The following is a 19,465-nucleotide window of genomic DNA, read 5'->3' as shown; positions in this document are numbered from 1 at the left end:
CAATAGTTTCTTTAAACGCGAAGTATAACCAGTCTGAACGGCAGGCTGGTTGCGTAGTGGGACGTATGTCACACCTGGCCATATTGTTGGCCATGGCGTAGCCAGCGATCGAGCAACGGGCTGACGTGTGCCGGCCAGCGCGTGAGCAGTGCCTGGGCGGCGTCGCGCACGGCTGGCAGCAAGTCGGCGTCGCGCATCAGGTCAGCGACCTTGAACTGTAGCAGGCCGGTCTGGCGTGTTCCGAGCATCTCGCCGGGGCCGCGCAGTTCGAGGTCTTTCTCGGCGATGACGAAGCCGTCGTTGGTTTCGCGCATGATGCCCAGGCGCTCGCGGCCGACCTGCGACAACGGCGGATGATAAAGCAGCACACAGTGGCTGGCCGCGCTACCACGGCCGACTCGCCCGCGCAGCTGGTGTAGCTGAGCCAGGCCAAGCCGTTCAGGGTTTTCGATGATCATCAGGCTCGCGTTGGGCACGTCGACGCCGACTTCGATCACCGTGGTCGCCACCAGCAGCTGCAGGTTGCCGGCCTTGAACTCGGCCATCACCGCAGCTTTTTCGGCTGGCTTCATGCGCCCGTGGATCAAGCCCACGCGCAGTTCGCCCAAGGCTGCGCCGAGGTCTTCGAAGGTGCTTTCGGCGGCCTGGCAGGTCAGCTCTTCGGACTCTTCGATCAGGGTGCAGACCCAGTACGCCTGGCGCCCTTCGGCGCAGGCGGCGCGGACCCGTTCGACCACCTCGAAGCGCCGGCTGTCGACCACCAGCACGGTATTCACCGGGGTGCGACCGGGCGGCAGCTCATCAAGCACCGAGGTGTCGAGGTCGGCGTAGGCGCTCATGGCCAGCGTCCGCGGGATCGGCGTGGCGGTCATGATCAGCTGATGCGGGCATTGCTCGCCGGCCACGCCTTTCTTGCGCAAGGCCAGCCGTTGCTGAACGCCAAAGCGGTGCTGTTCATCGATGATCGCCAGCGCCAGATGCTTGAACTTGACCTCGTCCTGGAACAGCGCGTGGGTACCGACCACCATCGGCGCGCCGCCGGCGATCTGCTCCAGGGCGCTGACCCGAGCCTTACCCTTGAGCTTGCCGGCGAGCCAGGCGACTTCGATGCCGAGCGGCTCCAGCCAACGCTCGAAGGTGATGAAGTGCTGCTCGGCAAGGATCTCGGTGGGCGCCATCAGCGCGACCTGATAACCGGCTTCCAGCGCTTGCAGGGCAGCCAGGGCGGCGACCACGGTCTTGCCTGCGCCGACGTCGCCTTGCACCAGGCGCAGCATTGGCTCAGGTTGGCTGAGGTCGTAGGCGATCTCGTTGCCGACCCTTTGCTGGGCGCCGGTGGGGTTGAAGCCCAGGTTGGCCAGGTACTGCGCGGGCAGCCGGCTGGCCTTGGGCAGCGCCGGCGCACGCAGGCTGCGCAAGCTCTCGCGCAGGCGCTGCTGGGACAGTTGGTGAGTCAGCAGCTCTTCGAACGCGAGGCGATGCTGAGCCCAGTGATGACCCACCGCCAGCTCTTCCAGATCAGCATCGGCGGGCGGGTTGTGCAGGTAGCGGATCGCCTCGTCCAGCGGCGCCAGCTGATAATCGTTGGCCAGCTCCGGTGGCAGCCAGTCGGGCAGGCTGCGCGGGCCGAGCATGGCCAGGCTTTGCTGGCACAGCTGGCGCAGGCGCTGCTGGGTCAGGCCTTCAGTGGACGGGTAGATCGGGGTCAGGGTTTGCTCGACCGGTGGCGCCGGCTCGCTGCCATTGAGGGCGCGGTATTCCGGGTGGTAGATCTCCAGGCCCGAAGCACCTGGGCGGGCCTCGCCGTAGCAGCGCACATGAGTGCCGCGCTTGAGGGCTTCTTTCTGCGCGTTGCTGAAGTGGTAGAAGCGCAGGCTCAGTACGCCGGTACCGTCGCCCAACCGCACTACGAGACTGCGGCGCTTGCCCATGGTCACGTCGGCGCCACTGACCACGCCTTCGATGACCGCGTCCTGGCCCGGCCGCAGCTGGCCGATCGGCACTACGCGGGTGCGGTCCTGATAACGCAGGGGCAGGTGGAACAGTACGTCCTGCAGGTTCTCCAGGCCGACCTTGGCAAGCTTTTCAGCCATCGCCTCGCCGACGCCCTTGAGTTCAGTGACCGGTACCTTGGACAGCTCGCTCATGACTCAGGCCGACTGTTCCACGGGTGACTTGACCACCGAGCAGAGCCGGATCGAGTCGGCCAGGATCTCGATCGCCTTGGGCCGCGGGAAGCTCGCGCGCCAGGCAATCGCCACCGTGCGGAAGGGCGTCGGTGCGGTCAGCGGGCGCACTTCGATGATGCCCGGTGCGTAGTGGTGGCTGTGCACGGCCGACAGCGGCAGGATCGAGATGCCCAGGCCCGAGGCGACCATGTGGCGGATGGTTTCCAGCGAGCTGGATTCGACCGTGGTGTGCTTGGAGCCGTCGTTACCCTTGGCCAGGGTCGGGCAGGCTTCGAGCACCTGATCGCGGAAGCAGTGGCCTTCACCGAGCAGCAGCAGGCTCTTGTCGTTGAGCATGGCCGGGTCGATGGTCTTGCGTGCGGTCCACGGGTGATCCGCCGGCATCAGTGCGCAGAACGGCTCGTCGTACAGCGGCAGGGTCAGCACGTCGGCCTCGTTGAACGGCAGGGCGATGATCACTGCGTCCAGCTCGCCGTTGCGCAGTTTCTCGCGCAGCACATGAGTGAAGTTTTCTTCGATGTACAGCGGCATCTGCGGGGCGACCCGGTGCAGCTGTGGAATCAGATGGGGGAACAGGTACGGGCCGACGGTGTAGATCGCGCCGACCTTGAGTGGTGCGGTCAGCTGGTTCTTGCCGGCTTGAGCCAGTTCACGGATACCTTGCGCCTGCTCCAGGACCTTCTGCGCCTGGGCGACGATGGTTTCACCGACCGGAGTCAGGCGAACCGCGCTCTTGCTGCGTTCGAAGATCAACACGCCAAGCTCGTCCTCGAGCTTCTTTACCCCGACCGACAGGGTCGGCTGGCTGACGTGGCAACGCTCGGCGGCATGGCCGAAGTGTTGCTCCTGGGCGAGGGTGACGATGTAGCGGAGTTCAGTGAGGGTCATAACGTGCGTCCATGAAGTTGCAGCCCCAGCATAGCGGCTGCAATTGATAGACGCACGTTATCAGACTTGCGCTTTTGTGACAGAAACAAAGTGTCAGCGTTTATCCAGCGAGTAGACGAAGGGCGCTACCACTTCGATCGAGCCATTGGTCAGCAGCTCTGCCGGCGGCTTGGGCAGCGAGCCCGCACGGCGGATCATTTCCATGGTCGCTCGGTCCAGCGCTGCGCTGCCTGAACCACCGGCCAGCGAGTAGGACAACACCTTACCGTCGGCGTCGACTACGAAGCGCAACCGGTTGATGCCTTGCAGGCCACGCCGGCGGGCGTCTTCAGGGTAGCGCTTGTACTTGGCCAGGTGACGCAACAGATCGCTCTGCCAGGTCGGCAAGGCCTTGCTGTTGGAGGCGATGCTTGGCGCTGGCGCTGCCGATTTCTGCGGTGGCGCATTGCTCGGCGGCGTATCGACTACCTGCTCATCGGCCGGTGGCGCTTCCTTCGGCGGCTCAGGCTTCTTCTCGGGCTTGGGCGGCTGCGGTTTGGCCTTCGGCTTGGGCGGCTTGGCGATCGCGATCTTCGGTTTTGGAGCCTCCACCAACTTCGGCAGCGGCGGCTCTTCGACCGGAGTCGGAGGCTGCGGAGCGACCTTGGGCGGTGGTGGTGGCGCTGGCTCAGGCAGCGGTGCCAGCTCGACCATCATGGCTGCCGGGGGCAGCTCGATGGCCTGAGGCACCGACCAATTGAGCGTCAGCAGCACAGCGATGGCATGGACACCCAGCACGATCGCCAAGCTGCCGCTGTAACGCGCCAGTTTGTGCCGCGTCTTGATCATTTTTTGGCTGCCGTCTCGAGACCTACCAGACCGACCTTGAGGTAACCGGCCGCGCGCATGTTGTTCATCACTTCCATCAGGTCGCCGTAGTCCACGCCTTTATCGGCCTGGAAGAAGATGGTGGTCTCCTTGTCGCCCTTGGTCTTGGCGTCGAGCATCGGGCCAAGCTGGCTGGGCTGAGCAACCATGTCGTCACCGACGTACAGCTTCTGGTCGGCCTTGACGCTGACGAACACCGGTTTCTCCGGCCTCGGCGCCGGTTTGGCGGTCGAGGCGGGCAGGTCGACCTTGATGTCGACGGTGGCCAGGGGAGCTGCGACCATGAAGATGATCAGCAGCACCAACATCACGTCGATGAACGGCGTAACGTTGATTTCGTGGTTTTCGGCGAGGTCATCGCCACCTTCGTTAAGATGCAGGCCCATGGCTTACCCCACTTTCACCATGTGCGGGGCGACGCGTTCGCCACCCTGGTGGTCGAGGTCACGGCTGACCAGCAGCAAGACCTGCGCCGAAGCATCGGACACCTGTGCGCGGTAGCCGGCGATGGAGCGTGCGAAGACGTTGTAGATGACCACCGCCGGAATGGCCGCAACCAGGCCCAGTGCGGTCGCCAGCAGCGCTTCGGCGATGCCGGGTGCAACTACTGCGAGGTTGGTGGTCTGGGTCTTGGCGATGCCGATGAAGCTGTTCATGATGCCCCATACGGTACCGAACAGACCTACGAACGGCGCGGTCGAACCAATGGTGGCGAGCACGCCGGTACCGCTGCTCATGTTACGGCCGCTGGCAGCAACCAGGCGCTCGAGACGGAAGCTGACGCGTTCCTTGATGCCTTCTTTTTCGCGAGCGTTGGTCGACAGGCGCATTTCCTCGAGGGCGTCATGCACCAGGGTGTGGGCCAGGGTGCCTTCCTTGTTGGATGCTTCGGCAGCTTCCTTGAGGCTGGCGACGCGCTTGAGCGCTGCGATTTCGCCGCGCAGGCGGCGCTTGGCGCCCATCAGCTCGAAGCCTTTGGCAATCCAGATGGTCCAGGTGATGATCGAGGCGATGGCCAGGCCGATCATCACGATTTTCACGACGATGTCGGCGTTCTTGTACATGCCCCATGGCGACAGGTCGTGGGCCATGCCCAGCGAGGTGTCTTCAACCAGCGGCTGCACGTTGTCTTCGGCAGGTGCCTGAGCTTGCCCTTCGGCAGGAGCGGCGGCTGGGGCCTGGCCCTCAGCGGCGGGCGCAGCAGGCGCGGTAGCGGCAGCTGGGGTGGTGGCAGCGGTGGCGTTTGGCTCATCGGCCATGGCGACCGGGGCCAGTACCAGGCTGAACATCAGCGCGGCAATGGCGCGCCAGGCGCGCGACTGGGTTGGCGAAGCGGAGGGTTGAGTACGAGTCATGCTGGCCGGACCTGATGAGTAAAATGGATTGACGTTCACCACGGCCCCGAGACAGGCCGAGAACAGATAGGTCGCCATTATTGCAATTAATTCTTGTTAACAAAAGTAATACAGTATCTTTTTTTTAGCTTTGTCTAGCCGTTGATCGCTCGATCCGGCTAGCCTGACCCTTTATCAATGGAGCTGAATGATGTCGGATTTGTCTGCTTTGATCGTCGGCTGCGGCGATGTCGGCGGCCGACTGGCCCAGCAACTGCTGGCCAAGGGCTGGCATGTGAGCGGCCTGCGCCGCTCGATCGATCAGTTGCCGGCAGGGGTCCAGCCGGTCGCGGCTGACCTCTCGGATACGCAGATTCCAGCGACCTGGCCTGAGCGAGCGCCGGACTATCTGGTGTACTGCGTGGCTGCCAGTCAGCATGACGAAGCCGGTTATCAGGCCGCTTACGTCGATGGCCTGCGCAACGTACTCAGCTGGTTGCAGGCGCGCGGGCAACAGCCGCGGCGGCTGCTGTTTGTGTCCAGCAGCAGCGTGTTCGCCCAGCAGGATGGCCAGTGGGTAGACGAAACAGCGCCGACCGAGCCTACGGGTTATTCCGGCAAAATCATGCTGGAAGCCGAGCAGGTGGCATTGACCAGCGGTATCCCCGCCAGTGTGGTGCGCCTGACCGGCATCTACGGGCCGGGCCGGGAGTGGTTGCTGAGCCAGGTGCGCCAGGGCTACCGGGTTGCTCAGGAGCCACCGCTGTATGGCAATCGGATTCATGCCGAGGATGCTGCGAGCCTGCTGGCCTATCTGCTCGACGCGGATGCCCGTGGGGTTGTATTGGAAGACTGCTATATCGGCGTCGACGACGACCCGGCGCCGCTGGCCGATGTGGTCGCATGGTTGCGCGAGTATTTGGGTGTAACCGAGTGGTCGGATGAACAGCGCGTGCGCCGCACCGGCAGCAAGCGCTGCAGCAATGCCCGAGCGCGGGCGCTGGGTTGGGCGCCGGTGTATCCGAGTTACAAGGAAGGCTATGCGGCGATTTTGCGGGGGGCGGCCAAGCCTTAGGGTTCGTTGGGGGCGCTTTGCGCCCCTTTCGCGACACAAGGCCGCTCCTACAGGGACCGCGAATAACCTTCAGACGCGGTCCCCTGTAGGAGCGGCCTTGTGTCGCGAAAGGGCTGCGAAGCAGCCCCAACATACTTGAATCAGACCCAATTTTTTCAGGCTGCTTCCGGTCAGCTACGCTCCAGCAACCACTGCCGCGGCCCTGGCGCCAACTGCGGCATCTCATCCGGCTGAGCCCGATTGACGGCCTGGAAAATCTCCAGCTGATCACCGCTGTGCTTGAAGATAAACGGCGCACCACGCTGGTCGCGCTCCAACCACAGGCTGTCGTTGCCACCGCCCATGGTTGCGCAATCGCCACCCAGGCACAGCGCATAGCGATTCGGCCCCGGCAGGCCAGTCACGCCGCCAGTGTCGCTGAACTGCACGGTCTCACCTTTGCCGGTGCCTTCGACGATCTTCCAGTTACCACCCAGATACGCGCCATACAGCGCCTTCTCGAAGGTGCTGCCGACCGGCGCATCGGCAGCGGCTGGCGTCAGCGCCTTGCTGAATGCCTGCTCTTTGCCGCCTTCGGTAACGGTAACCAGCTCCTTGCCTTTGAGCTGCAGCGGCGCGCTTGGGCCGCCGTCGAAGTCGACTTGCCATTGCTTGTCGCTGAGGCGCAGGCGGCCGTTGACGCTTTCGTAGCCGTTATAGAGGTAGCTGGCCTGTTGGCTGGCGACGTCGACACGGACTTCCGACACCGGGCCGTTGGCTGCCAGCGCCTGACGCAGGCTGCCACCTTTGGCGGCGGCATCGATGGCGGCTTGGTTGATCCAGGTGCCGTTGTAGTCTTCAGGTTTGTGGCTGGAGCAGCCGCCCAGAATCAGGGCTGCCAGCGCGAGGGGCAGGGCGTGACGCATGGTGGGGAGACCTTCAGGCAGAGGAGGGTGACGGGCAGGGCGCCCGTCACCGCAGGCATCACTCGATGACGAGGATGGCGTCCATTTCGACCTGGGCGCCCTTGGGCAGGGCTGCCACGCCGATGGCGGCACGCGCCGGGTAAGGCTGCTCGAAGTAGCGGCCCATGACTTCGTTGACCTTGGCGAAGTGGCTCAGGTCGGTCAGGAAGATGTTCAGCTTGACGATGTCCTTGAACGAACCACCGGCAGCTTCAGCCACCGACTTGAGGTTCTCGAACACCTGAACGGTCTGCGCTTCGAAACCTTCGACCAGCTCCATGGTGGTCGGATCCAGTGGGATCTGGCCAGACATGTAGACAGTGTTGCCGGCCTTGATCGCCTGGGAGTAGGTACCGATGGCGGCGGGGGCCTTGTCGCTGGTGATGACGGTCTTGGTCATGGTGACTCCTTGCGGTTGGCGGATTTACGCACGCATGCGGGTGATGCGGACCACGCCGGTCAGGGTGCGCAACTTCTTGATCACACGAGCCAGGTGCACGCGGTCGTGCACGCTGACCACCAGCTGGACCACGCTGATGCGGCCATCGCGTTCGTCCATGCTGATTTTCTCGATGTTGCCGTCGGCGGCGTTGACGCTGCTGGCCAGCAAGGCAATCAGGCCGCGCTGGTGCTCAAGCTCGACGCGCAGCTCGACGTTGAATTCGCCGGTGACATCCTTGGCCCAGGACAGCTGCAGGCACTTTTCCGGGTTGTGGCGGATTTCACTGATGTTGCGGCAGTCTTCCAGGTGCACGACCATGCCTTTGCCGGCCGACAGATGGCCAACGATCGGGTCGCCCGGGATCGGTGTGCAGCACTTGGCGTAGCTCAGCACCAGGCCTTCGGTGCCGCGGATGGCCAGCGGGCCTTCCGGGCTTGGCAGCTGTTCGCCTTCGGCCGATAGCAGCCGACGGGCGACCACGTAGGCCATGCGATTGCCCAGGCCGATGTCTTCGAGCAGGTCTTCGATGACTTCCAGGCGATACTCGTTGAGGATCGGCTGGATACGTTCCTGCGGGATCTTTTCCAGGCTGCTGTCGAAGCCGGTCAGCACCTTGTTCAGCAGGCGCTCGCCAAGGTTGATCGACTCGGAGCGGCGCTGCTGCTTGAGCGCGTGGCGGATGTGCGTGCGCGCCTTGCCGGTGACCACGAAGTTGAGCCAGGCCGGGTTCGGCCGGGCGCCCGGGGCACTGACGATTTCCACCGTCGAGCCGCTCTGCAAGGGCTCGGACAATGGCGCCAGGCGGCGGTTGATGCGGCAGGCAATGCAGCTGTTGCCGACGTCGGTGTGCACCGCGTAGGCAAAGTCGACGGCGGTGGAGCCTTTGGGCAGCTCCATGATCCGCCCTTTCGGGGTGAACACGTAGACCTCGTCCGGGAACAGGTCGATCTTCACGCTCTCGATGAATTCCAGCGAGTTGCCGGCACGCTGCTGCAGCTCGAGGATGCCTTTGACCCACTGGCGGGCGCGGGCGTGGCTGCCCTTGGGCTGCTCTTCCTCGTTGGACTTGTACAGCCAGTGTGCAGCGATGCCGTTGTTGGCCAGCTCTTCCATTTCGCGGGTGCGAATCTGGATTTCGATGGGAACGCCGTGCATGCCGAACAGGGTCGTGTGCAACGACTGGTAGCCGTTGGCCTTGGGGATCGCGATGTAATCCTTGAAGCGCCCGGGCAGCGGCTTGTACAGGTTGTGCACAGCGCCGAGCACGCGGTAGCAGGTGTCGACCTTGTCGACAACGATGCGAAACGCGTACACGTCCATGATCTCGTTGAAGGCGCGGCGCTTGCCGCGCATCTTCCGGTAGATGCCATAGAGGTGTTTCTGGCGACCGCTGATTTCGCCCTGAATGCCATCAGTGCCGAGGCAATTGGCCAGGGACTGTTCGATCTTGGCGACGATTTCCTTGCGGTTGCCGCGGGCGCGCTTGACTGCCTGGTGGATGCGCGCCGAGCGCATCGGATGCATCGCCTTGAAGCCAAGGTCTTCGAACTCCACGCGCACATTGTGCATGCCCAGGCGGTTGGCAATCGGGGCGTAGATCTCGAGGGTTTCTTTGGCGATGCGTCGGCGTTTTTCGCCCGACAGCACTTCCAGGGTGCGCATGTTGTGCAGGCGGTCGGCAAGCTTGACCAGGATCACGCGGATATCCCGCGCCATGGCCATGGCCATCTTCTGGAAGTTTTCGGCCTGCGCCTCGGCCTTGGTCTCGAAGTTCATCTGGGTCAGTTTGCTGACCCCATCAACCAGTTCGGCAACCGTCTCGCCAAACTGCTGGCTGAGGGCTTCCTTGGCGATGCCGGTGTCTTCGATCACATCGTGCAGCATGGCCGCCATCAGGCTTTGATGGTCCATGTGCATGTCGGCGAGGATGCCGGCGACTGCCAGCGGATGAGTCACGTAGGGTTCGCCACTGCGGCGGCGCTGCCCATCGTGCGCCTGTTCGGCGTAGAAATAGGCTCGGCGAACCAGGTTGACCTGGTCCGGACCGAGGTAGGTCGATAGCCGTTCGGCGAGGGTGTCTATGCTCGGCATGGGTATACCTCCTGCCGAGGAAGAAGTCCGGTTGCCGCGCGACGTCGACCTGGCATCAATCAGACAGCCTCGTTGGACTCGTCCTCGAACGCGGCGAATACCGGATCTTCGGTGACGATCTCTTCGGCAGCCAGGAATTCGTTGGTGATGATGCCTTCAGCGATTTCGCGCAGGGCAACAACGGTAGGCTTGTCGTTTTCCCATGCAACGCGTGGCTCTTTACCACCGGTGGCCAGCTGACGGGCGCGCTTGGTGGAGAGCATGACCAGCTCAAAGCGGTTATCCACGTGTTCCAGGCAGTCTTCTACAGTTACGCGGGCCATGGTCTTCCTCAGTAGCAATGCGGTAGGGCGTACAGCCCATAATGGGCGGTGGACTGGGTAGTTTAAAAAATCACCAGCCAATAGGGAAGGGCTGTTTTATAGCCAGCCTTGCCCGTCAGTCCTGAAACTGCCTCGATCATGCCGTTCTGGGCTGGCCTGCAAGGGCCGGCCCGCAGCGCGAAAGCACCGTTTCAGACGCCTCGATAGCGCTGACGATAACGGGTTCCGGGGCTGCAATACAACAGCCGCAAACGGCTTATCGCAACAATGCTGCACGCAAATGTGGGGTCAGCTCCTCAAACAGCGTCTGCACCGAGCGCAGCGCACGGCAATCGGGGCGTGTCAGCAGCCACAACTGGGTATCGCAACCGGCCAGCGGTGCGCTCAGCGCCTCGACATCAGGCATGTCGTGCACCATGTAATCGGGCAGCGCTGCCACGCCCAGGCCAGTGCTCACCAGCTGCGCAATGGTCGACATGCCGCTGCACTGATAGCGCGGGTTCAGGCCGGGATACTGCTGGTTGCGCCAGACCACGGTGGGGTGGTCCTGCATCGAGTCATCCGGCGCAATCCAGGCCACGCTGCTGACCGACTGCTCGAGCCGCTCGCGCAGGCTGGCATGGCCGCAGATAACGTAGGAGGTCGAGCCCAGGCAGCGCCCGACCAGATGCTCAGGCGGGGTGTTGGTCAGGCGCAGGGCAATATCGGCGTCGCGCCGGCTGAGGTTGGCGAACGTGTTCGAGGTGCCCAGCTCCAGCGACAGCGCCGGGTAGTTGGGCATGAACGTCGCCAATGCCGGCAGCAGCAGGCTGTGCAAAACCGCCTCGGTACAGGTCAGGCGCACCGTGCCGCTGACCACCTGCTCACCGCTGGTCAGGGCAATCCTTGCCGCTTCCAGCGCCAGCTCGGCACGTTCCGCTTGCTCGGCCAGGGCCTGGGCAGTGTCGGTCGGCAGGTAGCCTTTGCGGCTTTTGACGAATAATGCGGTGCCCAACGCCGACTCCAGGCGGCGAATCGAGCGGAACACCGTCGAAACGTCGACTTTCAGCAGCTCTGCGGCCTTGGCCAGGGAGCGACCGCGCTCCAGTGCCAGGACCAATGAAAGGTCGGCATGAGTAATCTGATATTGCATTGGTGCACGCTCTGCTTGCCGAAATGCCAATGTCTGTTGCGTTGAGGCCATTTTATAGTGAAACGGCCTGCGGGAATCAATGCACTCCGTCGGGCCGACAATCCCCACGATGGGACAGTGAAAAGAACAACAGCAGCATCCATCGTCGCCCATAAGGCGCCAGCCGTATCTCTCCACATCGCCGCTCCACACCCAAAGGATGTACACCATGACGTCGGTAAACCCGCGCGCCAGCACTTCCAGCGAGATGTCCGACTTTCTCAAGGCGCATCCGGACATCCAGTACGTTGATCTGCTGATCTCCGACATGAATGGCGTGGTTCGCGGCAAGCGTATCGAGCGTGCCAGCCTGCACAAGGTCTACGAGCGCGGCATCAATTTGCCGGCGTCGTTGTTCGCCCTCGATATCAACGGCTCGACTGTGGAGAGCACCGGTCTGGGCCTGGACATCGGCGACGCCGATCGGGTCTGCTACCCGATCCCCGGCACCCTGTGCTACGAGCCCTGGCAGAAGCGCCCAACCGCGCAGCTGCTGATGACCATGCACGAGATCGAAGGCGAGCCGTTTTTCGCCGACCCGCGTGAGGTATTGCGCAAGGTAGTGAGCAAGTTCGACGATCTGGGCCTGGATATCTGTGCCGCGTTCGAGCTGGAGTTCTACCTGATCGATCAGGACAACCTCAACGGCCGGCCGCAGCCGCCACGCTCGCCGATCTCCGGCAAGCGCCCGCAATCGACCCAGGTGTACCTGATCGACGACCTCGACGAGTACGTCGACTGCCTGCAGGACATGCTCGAAGCCGCCCGCGAGCAAGGCATCCCGGCCGATGCCATCGTCAAGGAAAGCGCCCCGGCGCAGTTCGAGGTCAACCTGCATCACGTTGCCGACCCGATGAAGGCCTGCGACTACGCGATCCTGCTCAAGCGCCTGATCAAGAACGTCGCCTACGACCATGAGATGGACACCACCTTCATGGCTAAGCCCTATCCGGGCCAGGCTGGCAACGGCCTGCACGTGCACATCTCGCTGCTCGACAAAAAGACCGGCAAGAACATCTTCACCAGCGAAGACCCGCTCGAAAGCGCGCCGCTGCGCCACGCCATTGCCGGCGTGCTGGAAACCATGCCGGCGTCGATGGCGTTTCTTTGCCCGAACGTCAACTCGTACCGCCGCTTCGGCGCGCAGTTCTATGTGCCCAACGCGCCGAGCTGGGGCCTGGACAACCGTACCGTGGCCGTGCGCGTGCCGACCGGCAGCAGTGACGCAGTGCGCCTCGAACACCGCGTGGCCGGCGCCGACGCCAACCCGTACCTGATGATGGCGTCGATCCTGGCCGGCATTCACCACGGCCTGACCAACCAGCTCGAGCCGGGTGAGCCGATCGAGGGCAACTCCTACGAGCAGCTTGAACAGAGCCTGCCGAACAACCTGCGCGACGCCCTGCGCGCGCTGGATGACAGCGAGATCCTCAACCAATACATCAGCCCGGACTACATCGACATCTTCGTCGCCTGCAAGGAAAGCGAGCAGGCCGAGTTCGAGGTGTCGATTTCCGACCTTGAGTACAACTGGTACCTGCACACGGTGTAAGCCCATGAGCGCAAACGTGGTCCCTCTGATCGGTGTCAGCGCCTGCCGCCAGCAGGTCGGCAAGAATGCTTCGCACACTGTTGGCGACAAGTACGTGGAGGCGGCCGGCTTTGCCGGGGTCCCGTTGATCCTGCCTGCGCGCGATGTCGGCAGCGACCCGCTGGCACTGCTGTCGATCCTCAATGGCATCGTTTTCACCGGCTCGCCTTCCAATGTCGAGCCGCATCACTACAATGGCGCCGCCAGCGTTGCCGGCACCCGCCATGATCAGGCGCGTGATCGCCTGACTCTGCCTTTGCTGCGCGCAGCCATCGCCGCCGGCGTGCCGGTGCTGTGTATCTGCCGCGGCTTTCAGGAATTGAATGTGGCCCTGGGCGGCAGCCTGCACCAGCGCGTGCAGGAGCTGCCTGGCTACCTCGACCACCGCGAACCGCAGGACGCGCCGCTGGAGGAGCAATACGGCCCTCGGCATCTGGTGCGCACTGAGGCGGGCGGGCTGTTCGAGCGTTTTGGCCTGCCTGAGCAGTTCGAGGTCAACTCGCTGCACAGTCAGGGTATCGACCGCCTGGCCAGTGGCCTGCGTGTCGAAGCACGGGCCCCGGATGGCCTGATCGAAGCGGTGTCGATGCTGGACGCGCCGGGCCTGGTGCTCGGCGTGCAGTGGCACCCGGAGTGGCGTTTCGCCGAAAACCCGGTCTCGCTGCGCCTGTTCCAGGCGTTTCGCGAGGCCTGCAAGGCCCATGCTGTGCGGGAGGTTTCACGCCAGAAAACAGTCTGACGTCAGCCGAAGGTCTCGGATGACTCACCCCCGACAGCAAGCTTTCAATGAGTGAAAGCGGACCCTCAGCGGTCTGTGAAAACAATACCAATATCGACGGCGAATACTCATGAGCGAAAACACAGACAACGGCCGCCCGCCCGGTGCGGCGGCCGCTTCAGACGGCAGCGCCCCTCGCGCCAGCAAAGGCCTGGCCAAGGGCCGGCTGGGCTTGCTGGCCAGCGTGGTGCTGGGCATTTCCACCATTGCCCCGGTCTACACCCTGACCGGCGCGCTTGGCCCGACCGTGCGTGAGGTTGGCGCGCACCTGCCGGCCGTGTTCATTGTCGGTTTCCTGCCAATGCTGTTGGTTGCCCTCGGCTACCGTGAGCTGAACGCGGCAGAGCCGGACAGCGGCACCTCGTTCACCTGGTCGGCCCGCGCGTTCGGCCCGATGATCGGCTGGATCGGCGGCTGGGGCCTGGTGGTGGCGACCACGATTGTGTTGTCCAACCTGGCTGGCGTGGCGGTGGACTTCTTCTATCTGTTCCTCGCGCAGATCACTGGCGATCAATCGCTGGCCGCGTTGGCCGACAATCTGGCGATCAACATCATCACCTGTTGCGTGTTCATCGCGCTGGCGGTGTGGATCTGTTGTCGCGGCATGGGCACCACCATGACCGTGCAGTACGGCCTGGTCGCCTTGCAGTTACTGGTGCTGATCGGCTTCGCCTTTGCTGCCTTCGGTGAAACCACCGCGCCGCCACCGCTGGCATTTGACCTGGCCTGGTTCAACCCATTCGGGGTCGAGTCGTTCTCGGCGTTTGCTGCGGGCTTGTCGTTGTCGATCTTCATCTTCTGGGGCTGGGACGTGTGCCTGACCGTCAGCGAAGAGTCGATCGGCAGCGATGAAGTGCCGGGCAAAGCGGCGACCTGGACGGTGCTGTTGATTCTCTGCCTGTACCTGCTCACCGCCATCGCCACCCTGCAATTCGCCGGGATCAGTGATGTCGGCCTGGGCCTGGGTAACCCGCGCATTCAGGAAAACGTCTTCGCGCACCTGGCCGGCCCGGTCATGGGCCCGTTGGCGATCCTCATGTCGATCGCGGTGCTGGCCAGTACTGCAGCGTCGTTGCAGTCGACCTTCGTTTCGCCGGCGCGCACATTGCTGGCGATGGGTTACTACGGCGCGGTGCCAAAGCGTTTCGCCAACGTCTGCCCACGTTCGCAGACGCCACGCTATGCCACCATTTGCGCGGGCATTGCCGCAGCACTGTTCTACGTGACCATGCGTACCCTCAGTGAGAACGTGCTGGCCGACACCATCACCGCGCTGGGCATGATGATCTGCTTCTATTACTCGCTGACTGCGTTTGCCTGCGTCTGGTACTTCCGCCAGAGCCTGTTCAGCAGCCTGCGGCACTTCCTCATGCGCGGCGTCTGCCCGCTGCTGGGTGGCGCAATCCTCTCGGTGATCTTCGTGCGCACGGCAATCGACAGCGCGTCGCCAGATTTTGGCAGCGGCTCGCATGTGGGTGGGTTGGGGCTGGTGTTCGTGATTGCGGCGATCATCTCGCTGCTGGGCATCTGCCTGATGCTGCTGTCGCGGCTACGCCTGCCGGCGTTCTTCCTCGGCGCTACCTTGCAGCAGCAGGCCAAGCTGCAGTTGCAGGAGTGAAGTGATTTGGGGCCGCTAGCGGCCCCAAAACAGATCAGCCAACCAATTGCTCGAGCAGCGCACCATGGCGCTGCTTTTGCTTTTCAAGCAGCAGGCGATTGGAGCGGAACACTGCCTTGATGTCCGCCAGCGCCGCATCGAAATCATCATTGATGATCACGTAGTCGTACTCGTCGTAGTGAACCATCTCGTTGACCGCTTCCTTCATGCGCCCTTCGATGATCTCTTCGCTGTCCTGGCCGCGCCCGGTCAGGCGTTGGCGCAACGCATCCTGGCTCGGCGGCAGGATGAAGATCGACAAGGCATCGGGCATCAGTTCGCGCACTTGCTGAGCGCCCTGCCAGTCGATCTCCAGAATCAGGTCAAAGCCCTCATCCAGGGTGGATTGCAGCGCGCTGCGGGAGGTGCCGTAGAAGTTGCCGAACACCTCGGCGTGCTCGATGAAGTCACCCTTGTCGATCAGGCTCTGGAACTGCTCGCGGTCGACGAAGTGGTAGTTGACCCCGTCTTTTTCGCCCGGTCGCATTGCACGGGTGGTGTGCGAGACCGATACGCGGATATGCGTGTCTTCCCGGGTGATCGCCGTGAGTTCGGTAACCAGGCTGGTCTTGCCCGCGCCAGATGGCGCCGAGATGATGTAGAGAGTGCCGCTGCAGTGGTTCATGGTCGGGATGGCCTTACTCGATGTTCTGTACTTGTTCACGCATCTGCTCGATCAACACCTTGAGGTTGACCGCCGCCTGCGTACTGCGCGGGTCGAATGCCTTGGAGCCAAGGGTGTTGGCTTCGCGGTTGAGTTCCTGCATGAGGAAGTCCAGGCGTCGACCTGCAGCGCCACCGGACTTGAGCACCCGGCGCACTTCGGTGATGTGGGTGTTGAGGCGATCCAGCTCCTCGGCGACGTCGCTTTTTTGCGCGAGCAGGACCATCTCCTGCTCCAGCCGCTGCGGGTCGAGCTCGGCCTGCATGTCGTGGAAGCGATCGAGGATCTTCTGCCGCTGCACCGCCAGCATCTGCGGCACCAGGGCGCGCAGGGTAGTCACTTCGCTGGCCATGCCGTCGAGGCGCTCGTTGATCAGCCGCGCCAGCTCCTGGCCTTCGCGTTGGCGCCCGGCCTTGAGCTCCTGCACCGCTTCGTCGAACAAGGCGATGGCTTCGGCATTGAGGGCCTGCGGGTCGCTGGCATCGGCCACCAGCACGCCGGGCCAGGCGAGTACTTCCAGCGGGTTCAGCGGCGCTGGCTGCTTGATCAGGCTGGCGACGGTTTCGGCGGCGGCGACCAGTTGCGCGGCGCGCTCGCGGTCGACCTGCAGCGGCTTGCCGGTGCTGTCTTCATTGAGGCGCAGGGTGCATTCGATCTTGCCTCGTGACAGCCCTTGGCGCAGGCCTTCGCGCACCGCGCTTTCAAGCTCGCGCAGGGCTTCTGGCAGGCGCAGGTGCGGCTCCAGGTAGCGGTGGTTGACCGAGCGCAGCTCCCAGACCAGAGTGCCTTGGCTGCCGGCGCGCTCGACGCGAGCAAAAGCGGTCATGCTGTGCACCATGGCGGACTACCTCGCATAAGAATGATGGGGCAGCCGGGTCAGGCTGCAAGGCGCGCGATTGTAACGCAGAGTGGGCTGTGCGCCCAATTTCGGCCATGTCATCGATCGCCTTGGCCGAAGGTTGGAGAAGCCGACAGGCTGGCGCCTGCGACGATAGGCATGTCCTCGCCGGGCTGCGGGCTTTATAATGCTCGGCAGATTCGAATCCCAGTACAGGTATCCCAAATGAAACGTCCAAGTGGTCGCGCCGCCGATCAGCTCCGCTCGATCCGCATCACCCGCAACTACACCAAGCACGCCGAGGGCTCCGTACTGGTCGAGTTCGGTGACACCAAGGTCATCTGCACGGTCAGCGTCGAAAACGGCGTGCCGCGCTTCCTCAAAGGCCAGGGCCAGGGTTGGTTGACCGCCGAGTACGGCATGCTGCCGCGTGCAACCGGTGAGCGTAACCAGCGCGAAGCCAGCCGTGGCAAGCAGGGTGGCCGCACCCTCGAAATCCAGCGCCTGATCGGCCGCTCGCTGCGCGCTGCGCTGGACATGAGCAAGCTCGGCGACCTCACCCTGTACGTCGACTGCGATGTGATCCAGGCTGACGGCGGCACTCGCACGGCCTCGATCACTGGCGCCATGGTCGCGCTGGTCGATGCCCTGGCGGTGATCAAGAAGCGCGGCGGCCTCAAGGGCGGCAACCCGCTCAAGCACATGATTGCTGCCGTATCGGTAGGCATGTATCAGGGCGAAGCAGTACTCGACCTGGATTACCTGGAAGACTCCGCGGCCGAGACCGACCTCAACGTGGTCATGACCAGCGCCGGTGGCTTCATCGAAGTGCAGGGTACCGCTGAAGGTGCGCCGTTCCAGCCGGAAGACTTCAACGCCATGCTGGCGCTGGCGCAAAAGGGCATGAACGAGATCTACGACCTGCAGAATGCGGCTTTGGCTGACTGAATGGGTTGGTAGCGGTTGGGGCCGCTGCGCGGCCCTTTCGCGACACAAGGCCGCTCCTACAGAAACCGCGTTTGCCAAGGCTACGCGGTCCTTTGTAGGAGCGGCCTTGTGTCGCGAAAGGGGCGCAAAGCGCCCCCAATGGCGGATCAGATCGTCAGAGTCCAGTCATAGTCCACAATCAGCGGCGCATGCTGAGAGAACCGCGGCTGACGCGGCAGGCGGGCACTGCGCACAAAGCGGCGCAAGCCCGGCGTAAGGATCTGGTAGTCGAAGCGATAGCCCAGGTTGAGCATCTCGGCCTGTTCGTTATCGGGCCACCAGCTGTACTGATCGCCTTCGCGGCTGACTTCACGCAGCGCGTCGACATAGCCCATGTCACCCACGATCGAATCCATCCACGCCCGCTCGGGCGGCAGGAAACCAGGCGACTGCTGGCTGTCGCGCCAGTTCTTGATGTCGAGCTTCTGCTGCGCCACGTAGAACGAGCCGCAATAGATGTATTCGCGACGCTTGCGCCGCTGTTTGTCCAGATACTTGCCAAAGTCGTCCATCAACTTGAATTTCTGGTTCAAGTCTTCGTCGCCGTTCATGCCCGAAGGCAGCAACAGGCTGGCAATACTGACTTTGTCGAAATCTGCTTGCAGGTAACGTCCGTAGCGGTCGGCTGTCTCGAAGCCCAGGCCGGTGATGACTGCCTTGGGCTGCATCCGCGAGTAGAGCGCCACACCACCTTGGGCGGGCACCTCTGCATCGCAGGCATAAAGGAAATAGCCATCGAGCTGGAAAGCTGGGTCGTCGAGTTCAAAGGCCGAGGCGCGGGTATCCTGAAGGCAGATGACGTCGGCATTCTGGGCTTGTAGCCAGCTGAGCAAACCACGCTCGGCTGCAGCCTGAATGCCATTAACGTTCACACTGATGATCCGCATAAATGGCCCCAAAAATCTCGTGCGTGTATGATACCCGAGCTCAACTCATTTAGCTAAATCCGTGGTGTCTGGGACTTTTTCATGCAGCCGTATCAGCGCGACTTCATCCGTTTTGCCATCGATCGCGGCGTTCTGCGCTTCGGTGAATTCACCCTGAAATCGGGGCGTACCAGCCCGTACTTCTTCAATGCGGGGCTGTTCAACAGCGGCTCGGCACTGGCGCAGTTGGGACGTTGCTACGCGGCGGCCATCGTCGACAGCAAAATCCCCTTCGACGTGCTGTTCGGCCCGGCCTACAAGGGTATCCCGCTGGCTTCGGCCACTGCAGTCGCCCTGGCTGACCAGCATCAGCTGGACGTGCCGTGGTGCTTCAACCGCAAAGAGGCCAAGGCCCATGGCGAAGGCGGCAGCCTGGTCGGCGCGCCGCTGGAAGGCAATGTGCTGATCATCGATGACGTGATCACCGCCGGTACTGCGATCCGTGAAGTCATGCAGATCATCAGCGCCCAGCAGGCCACGGCCGCTGGCGTACTGATCGCGCTCAACCGCGAAGAGCGTGGCAACGGCGAGCTGTCGGCGATCCAGGAAGTGGAGCGTGACTTCGGTATCCCGGTGGTCAGCATTGTCTCGCTGACCCAGGTGCTCGAGTTCCTCGCCGACGATCCGCAGCTCAAGCAGCACCTGCCAGCGGTCGAGGCGTACCGCGCGCAATACGGGATCTGAATGCCCTGCGCGGCCT

At 63.2% G+C, this 19,465-nt stretch carries 19 protein-coding genes; 6 read left to right on the top strand and 13 right to left on the bottom strand.

Annotated elements, in window-relative coordinates; genetic code table 11:
• Positions 1-68: 68 nt before the first annotated feature.
• The 5 genes from recG to exbB form a co-directional block, all read right to left on the bottom strand.
• The gene (recG, locus tag ACQZ2L_RS02370; protein WP_430324572.1) at positions 69-2,147 is read right to left on the bottom strand and encodes an ATP-dependent DNA helicase RecG; all 2,079 of its coding nucleotides are present in this window, start codon (positions 2,145-2,147) and stop codon (positions 69-71) included.
• A gap of 3 nt (positions 2,148-2,150) precedes the next feature.
• Positions 2,151-3,077 carry a LysR substrate-binding domain-containing protein gene (locus ACQZ2L_RS02365; protein WP_430324571.1) on the bottom strand — a complete coding sequence of 309 codons (927 nt, stop codon included), beginning with the start codon at positions 3,075-3,077 and terminating at the stop codon, positions 2,151-2,153.
• A gap of 93 nt (positions 3,078-3,170) precedes the next feature.
• A complete protein-coding gene (locus tag ACQZ2L_RS02360; RefSeq protein WP_430324570.1) occupies positions 3,171-3,905 on the bottom strand; it encodes an energy transducer TonB in 735 nt (244 codons plus the stop codon).
• Positions 3,902-4,330 carry a TonB system transport protein ExbD gene (gene exbD, locus ACQZ2L_RS02355; RefSeq protein ID WP_101322869.1) on the bottom strand — a complete coding sequence of 143 codons (429 nt, stop codon included), beginning with the start codon at positions 4,328-4,330 and terminating at the stop codon, positions 3,902-3,904. Before exbD ends, ACQZ2L_RS02360 begins: the two co-directional genes overlap by 4 nt.
• A 3-nt stretch (positions 4,331-4,333) precedes the next feature.
• Positions 4,334-5,299, bottom strand: a complete 966-nt coding sequence (gene exbB / locus ACQZ2L_RS02350; protein ID WP_430324569.1) for a tonB-system energizer ExbB — start codon at positions 5,297-5,299, stop codon at positions 4,334-4,336.
• 190 nt (positions 5,300-5,489) lie between these two features.
• Here exbB and ACQZ2L_RS02345 point away from each other — a divergent pair, with 190 nt between their 5' ends.
• Complete coding sequence (locus tag ACQZ2L_RS02345) at positions 5,490-6,353, top strand: SDR family oxidoreductase (RefSeq protein ID WP_430324568.1); 864 nt, start codon at positions 5,490-5,492, stop codon at positions 6,351-6,353.
• A 170-nt stretch (positions 6,354-6,523) separates the two neighbouring features.
• Here the strand turns inward: ACQZ2L_RS02345 and ACQZ2L_RS02340 are convergent, their stop codons facing one another.
• The 5 genes from ACQZ2L_RS02340 to ACQZ2L_RS02320 form a co-directional block, all read right to left on the bottom strand.
• Entirely contained in the window at positions 6,524-7,258 is a 735-nt protein-coding gene (locus ACQZ2L_RS02340) for a hypothetical protein (protein WP_430324567.1), read from the bottom strand.
• A gap of 58 nt (positions 7,259-7,316) precedes the next feature.
• On the bottom strand, positions 7,317-7,697 hold the full coding sequence (locus ACQZ2L_RS02335) for a RidA family protein (protein ID WP_101322872.1): 381 nt from the start codon (positions 7,695-7,697) through the stop codon (positions 7,317-7,319).
• A 24-nt stretch (positions 7,698-7,721) separates the two neighbouring features.
• Positions 7,722-9,830 carry a bifunctional GTP diphosphokinase/guanosine-3',5'-bis pyrophosphate 3'-pyrophosphohydrolase gene (gene spoT, locus ACQZ2L_RS02330; protein ID WP_430324566.1) on the bottom strand — a complete coding sequence of 703 codons (2,109 nt, stop codon included), beginning with the start codon at positions 9,828-9,830 and terminating at the stop codon, positions 7,722-7,724.
• Between the two features lie 59 nt (positions 9,831-9,889).
• Positions 9,890-10,153, bottom strand: a complete 264-nt coding sequence (gene rpoZ / locus ACQZ2L_RS02325; protein ID WP_101322874.1) for a DNA-directed RNA polymerase subunit omega — start codon at positions 10,151-10,153, stop codon at positions 9,890-9,892.
• Between the two features lie 256 nt (positions 10,154-10,409).
• Entirely contained in the window at positions 10,410-11,285 is an 876-nt protein-coding gene (locus ACQZ2L_RS02320; RefSeq protein ID WP_101322875.1) for a LysR family transcriptional regulator, read from the bottom strand.
• Positions 11,286-11,493: 208 nt separating this feature from the next.
• Here ACQZ2L_RS02320 and ACQZ2L_RS02315 point away from each other — a divergent pair, with 208 nt between their 5' ends.
• The 3 genes from ACQZ2L_RS02315 (at position 11,494) to ACQZ2L_RS02305 (ending at position 15,311) form a co-directional block, all read left to right on the top strand.
• Entirely contained in the window at positions 11,494-12,876 is a 1,383-nt protein-coding gene (locus tag ACQZ2L_RS02315; protein ID WP_103435549.1) for a glutamine synthetase family protein, read from the top strand.
• A gap of 4 nt (positions 12,877-12,880) precedes the next feature.
• Complete coding sequence (locus tag ACQZ2L_RS02310) at positions 12,881-13,654, top strand: gamma-glutamyl-gamma-aminobutyrate hydrolase family protein (RefSeq protein WP_430324565.1); 774 nt, start codon at positions 12,881-12,883, stop codon at positions 13,652-13,654.
• 109 nt (positions 13,655-13,763) lie between these two features.
• Complete coding sequence (locus ACQZ2L_RS02305; protein WP_430324564.1) at positions 13,764-15,311, top strand: APC family permease; 1,548 nt, start codon at positions 13,764-13,766, stop codon at positions 15,309-15,311.
• 34 nt (positions 15,312-15,345) lie between these two features.
• Here ACQZ2L_RS02305 and gmk read toward each other — a convergent pair whose 3' ends face one another.
• Together gmk and ACQZ2L_RS02295 are read right to left on the bottom strand one after the other, a co-directional pair.
• Positions 15,346-15,975, bottom strand: coding sequence for a guanylate kinase (gene gmk, locus ACQZ2L_RS02300; RefSeq protein ID WP_150572514.1), 630 nt, complete (start codon positions 15,973-15,975; stop codon positions 15,346-15,348).
• A 13-nt stretch (positions 15,976-15,988) separates the two neighbouring features.
• Positions 15,989-16,852 (bottom strand): YicC/YloC family endoribonuclease, encoded by an 864-nt coding sequence (locus tag ACQZ2L_RS02295; RefSeq protein WP_430324563.1) that lies wholly within the window; start codon positions 16,850-16,852, stop codon positions 15,989-15,991.
• A gap of 225 nt (positions 16,853-17,077) precedes the next feature.
• On the opposite strand from ACQZ2L_RS02295, the gene rph reads away from it, so the two are divergent.
• Complete coding sequence (gene rph / locus ACQZ2L_RS02290) at positions 17,078-17,800, top strand: ribonuclease PH (RefSeq protein ID WP_430324562.1); 723 nt, start codon at positions 17,078-17,080, stop codon at positions 17,798-17,800.
• 146 nt (positions 17,801-17,946) lie between these two features.
• On the opposite strand, the gene ACQZ2L_RS02285 is transcribed toward rph, so the two are convergent.
• Complete coding sequence (locus ACQZ2L_RS02285) at positions 17,947-18,726, bottom strand: exodeoxyribonuclease III (RefSeq protein ID WP_101322882.1); 780 nt, start codon at positions 18,724-18,726, stop codon at positions 17,947-17,949.
• 81 nt (positions 18,727-18,807) lie between these two features.
• Here ACQZ2L_RS02285 and pyrE point away from each other — a divergent pair, with 81 nt between their 5' ends.
• Positions 18,808-19,449 carry an orotate phosphoribosyltransferase gene (pyrE, locus tag ACQZ2L_RS02280; RefSeq protein ID WP_314875162.1) on the top strand — a complete coding sequence of 214 codons (642 nt, stop codon included), beginning with the start codon at positions 18,808-18,810 and terminating at the stop codon, positions 19,447-19,449.
• Positions 19,450-19,465 lie beyond the last annotated feature (16 nt).

The sequence above is a fragment of the Pseudomonas shirazensis genome (assembly GCF_050496565.1).
GTDB lineage: Bacteria > Pseudomonadota > Gammaproteobacteria > Pseudomonadales > Pseudomonadaceae > Aquipseudomonas > Aquipseudomonas shirazensis_A.
This window is presented reverse-complemented; position numbering and strand designations above follow the sequence as displayed.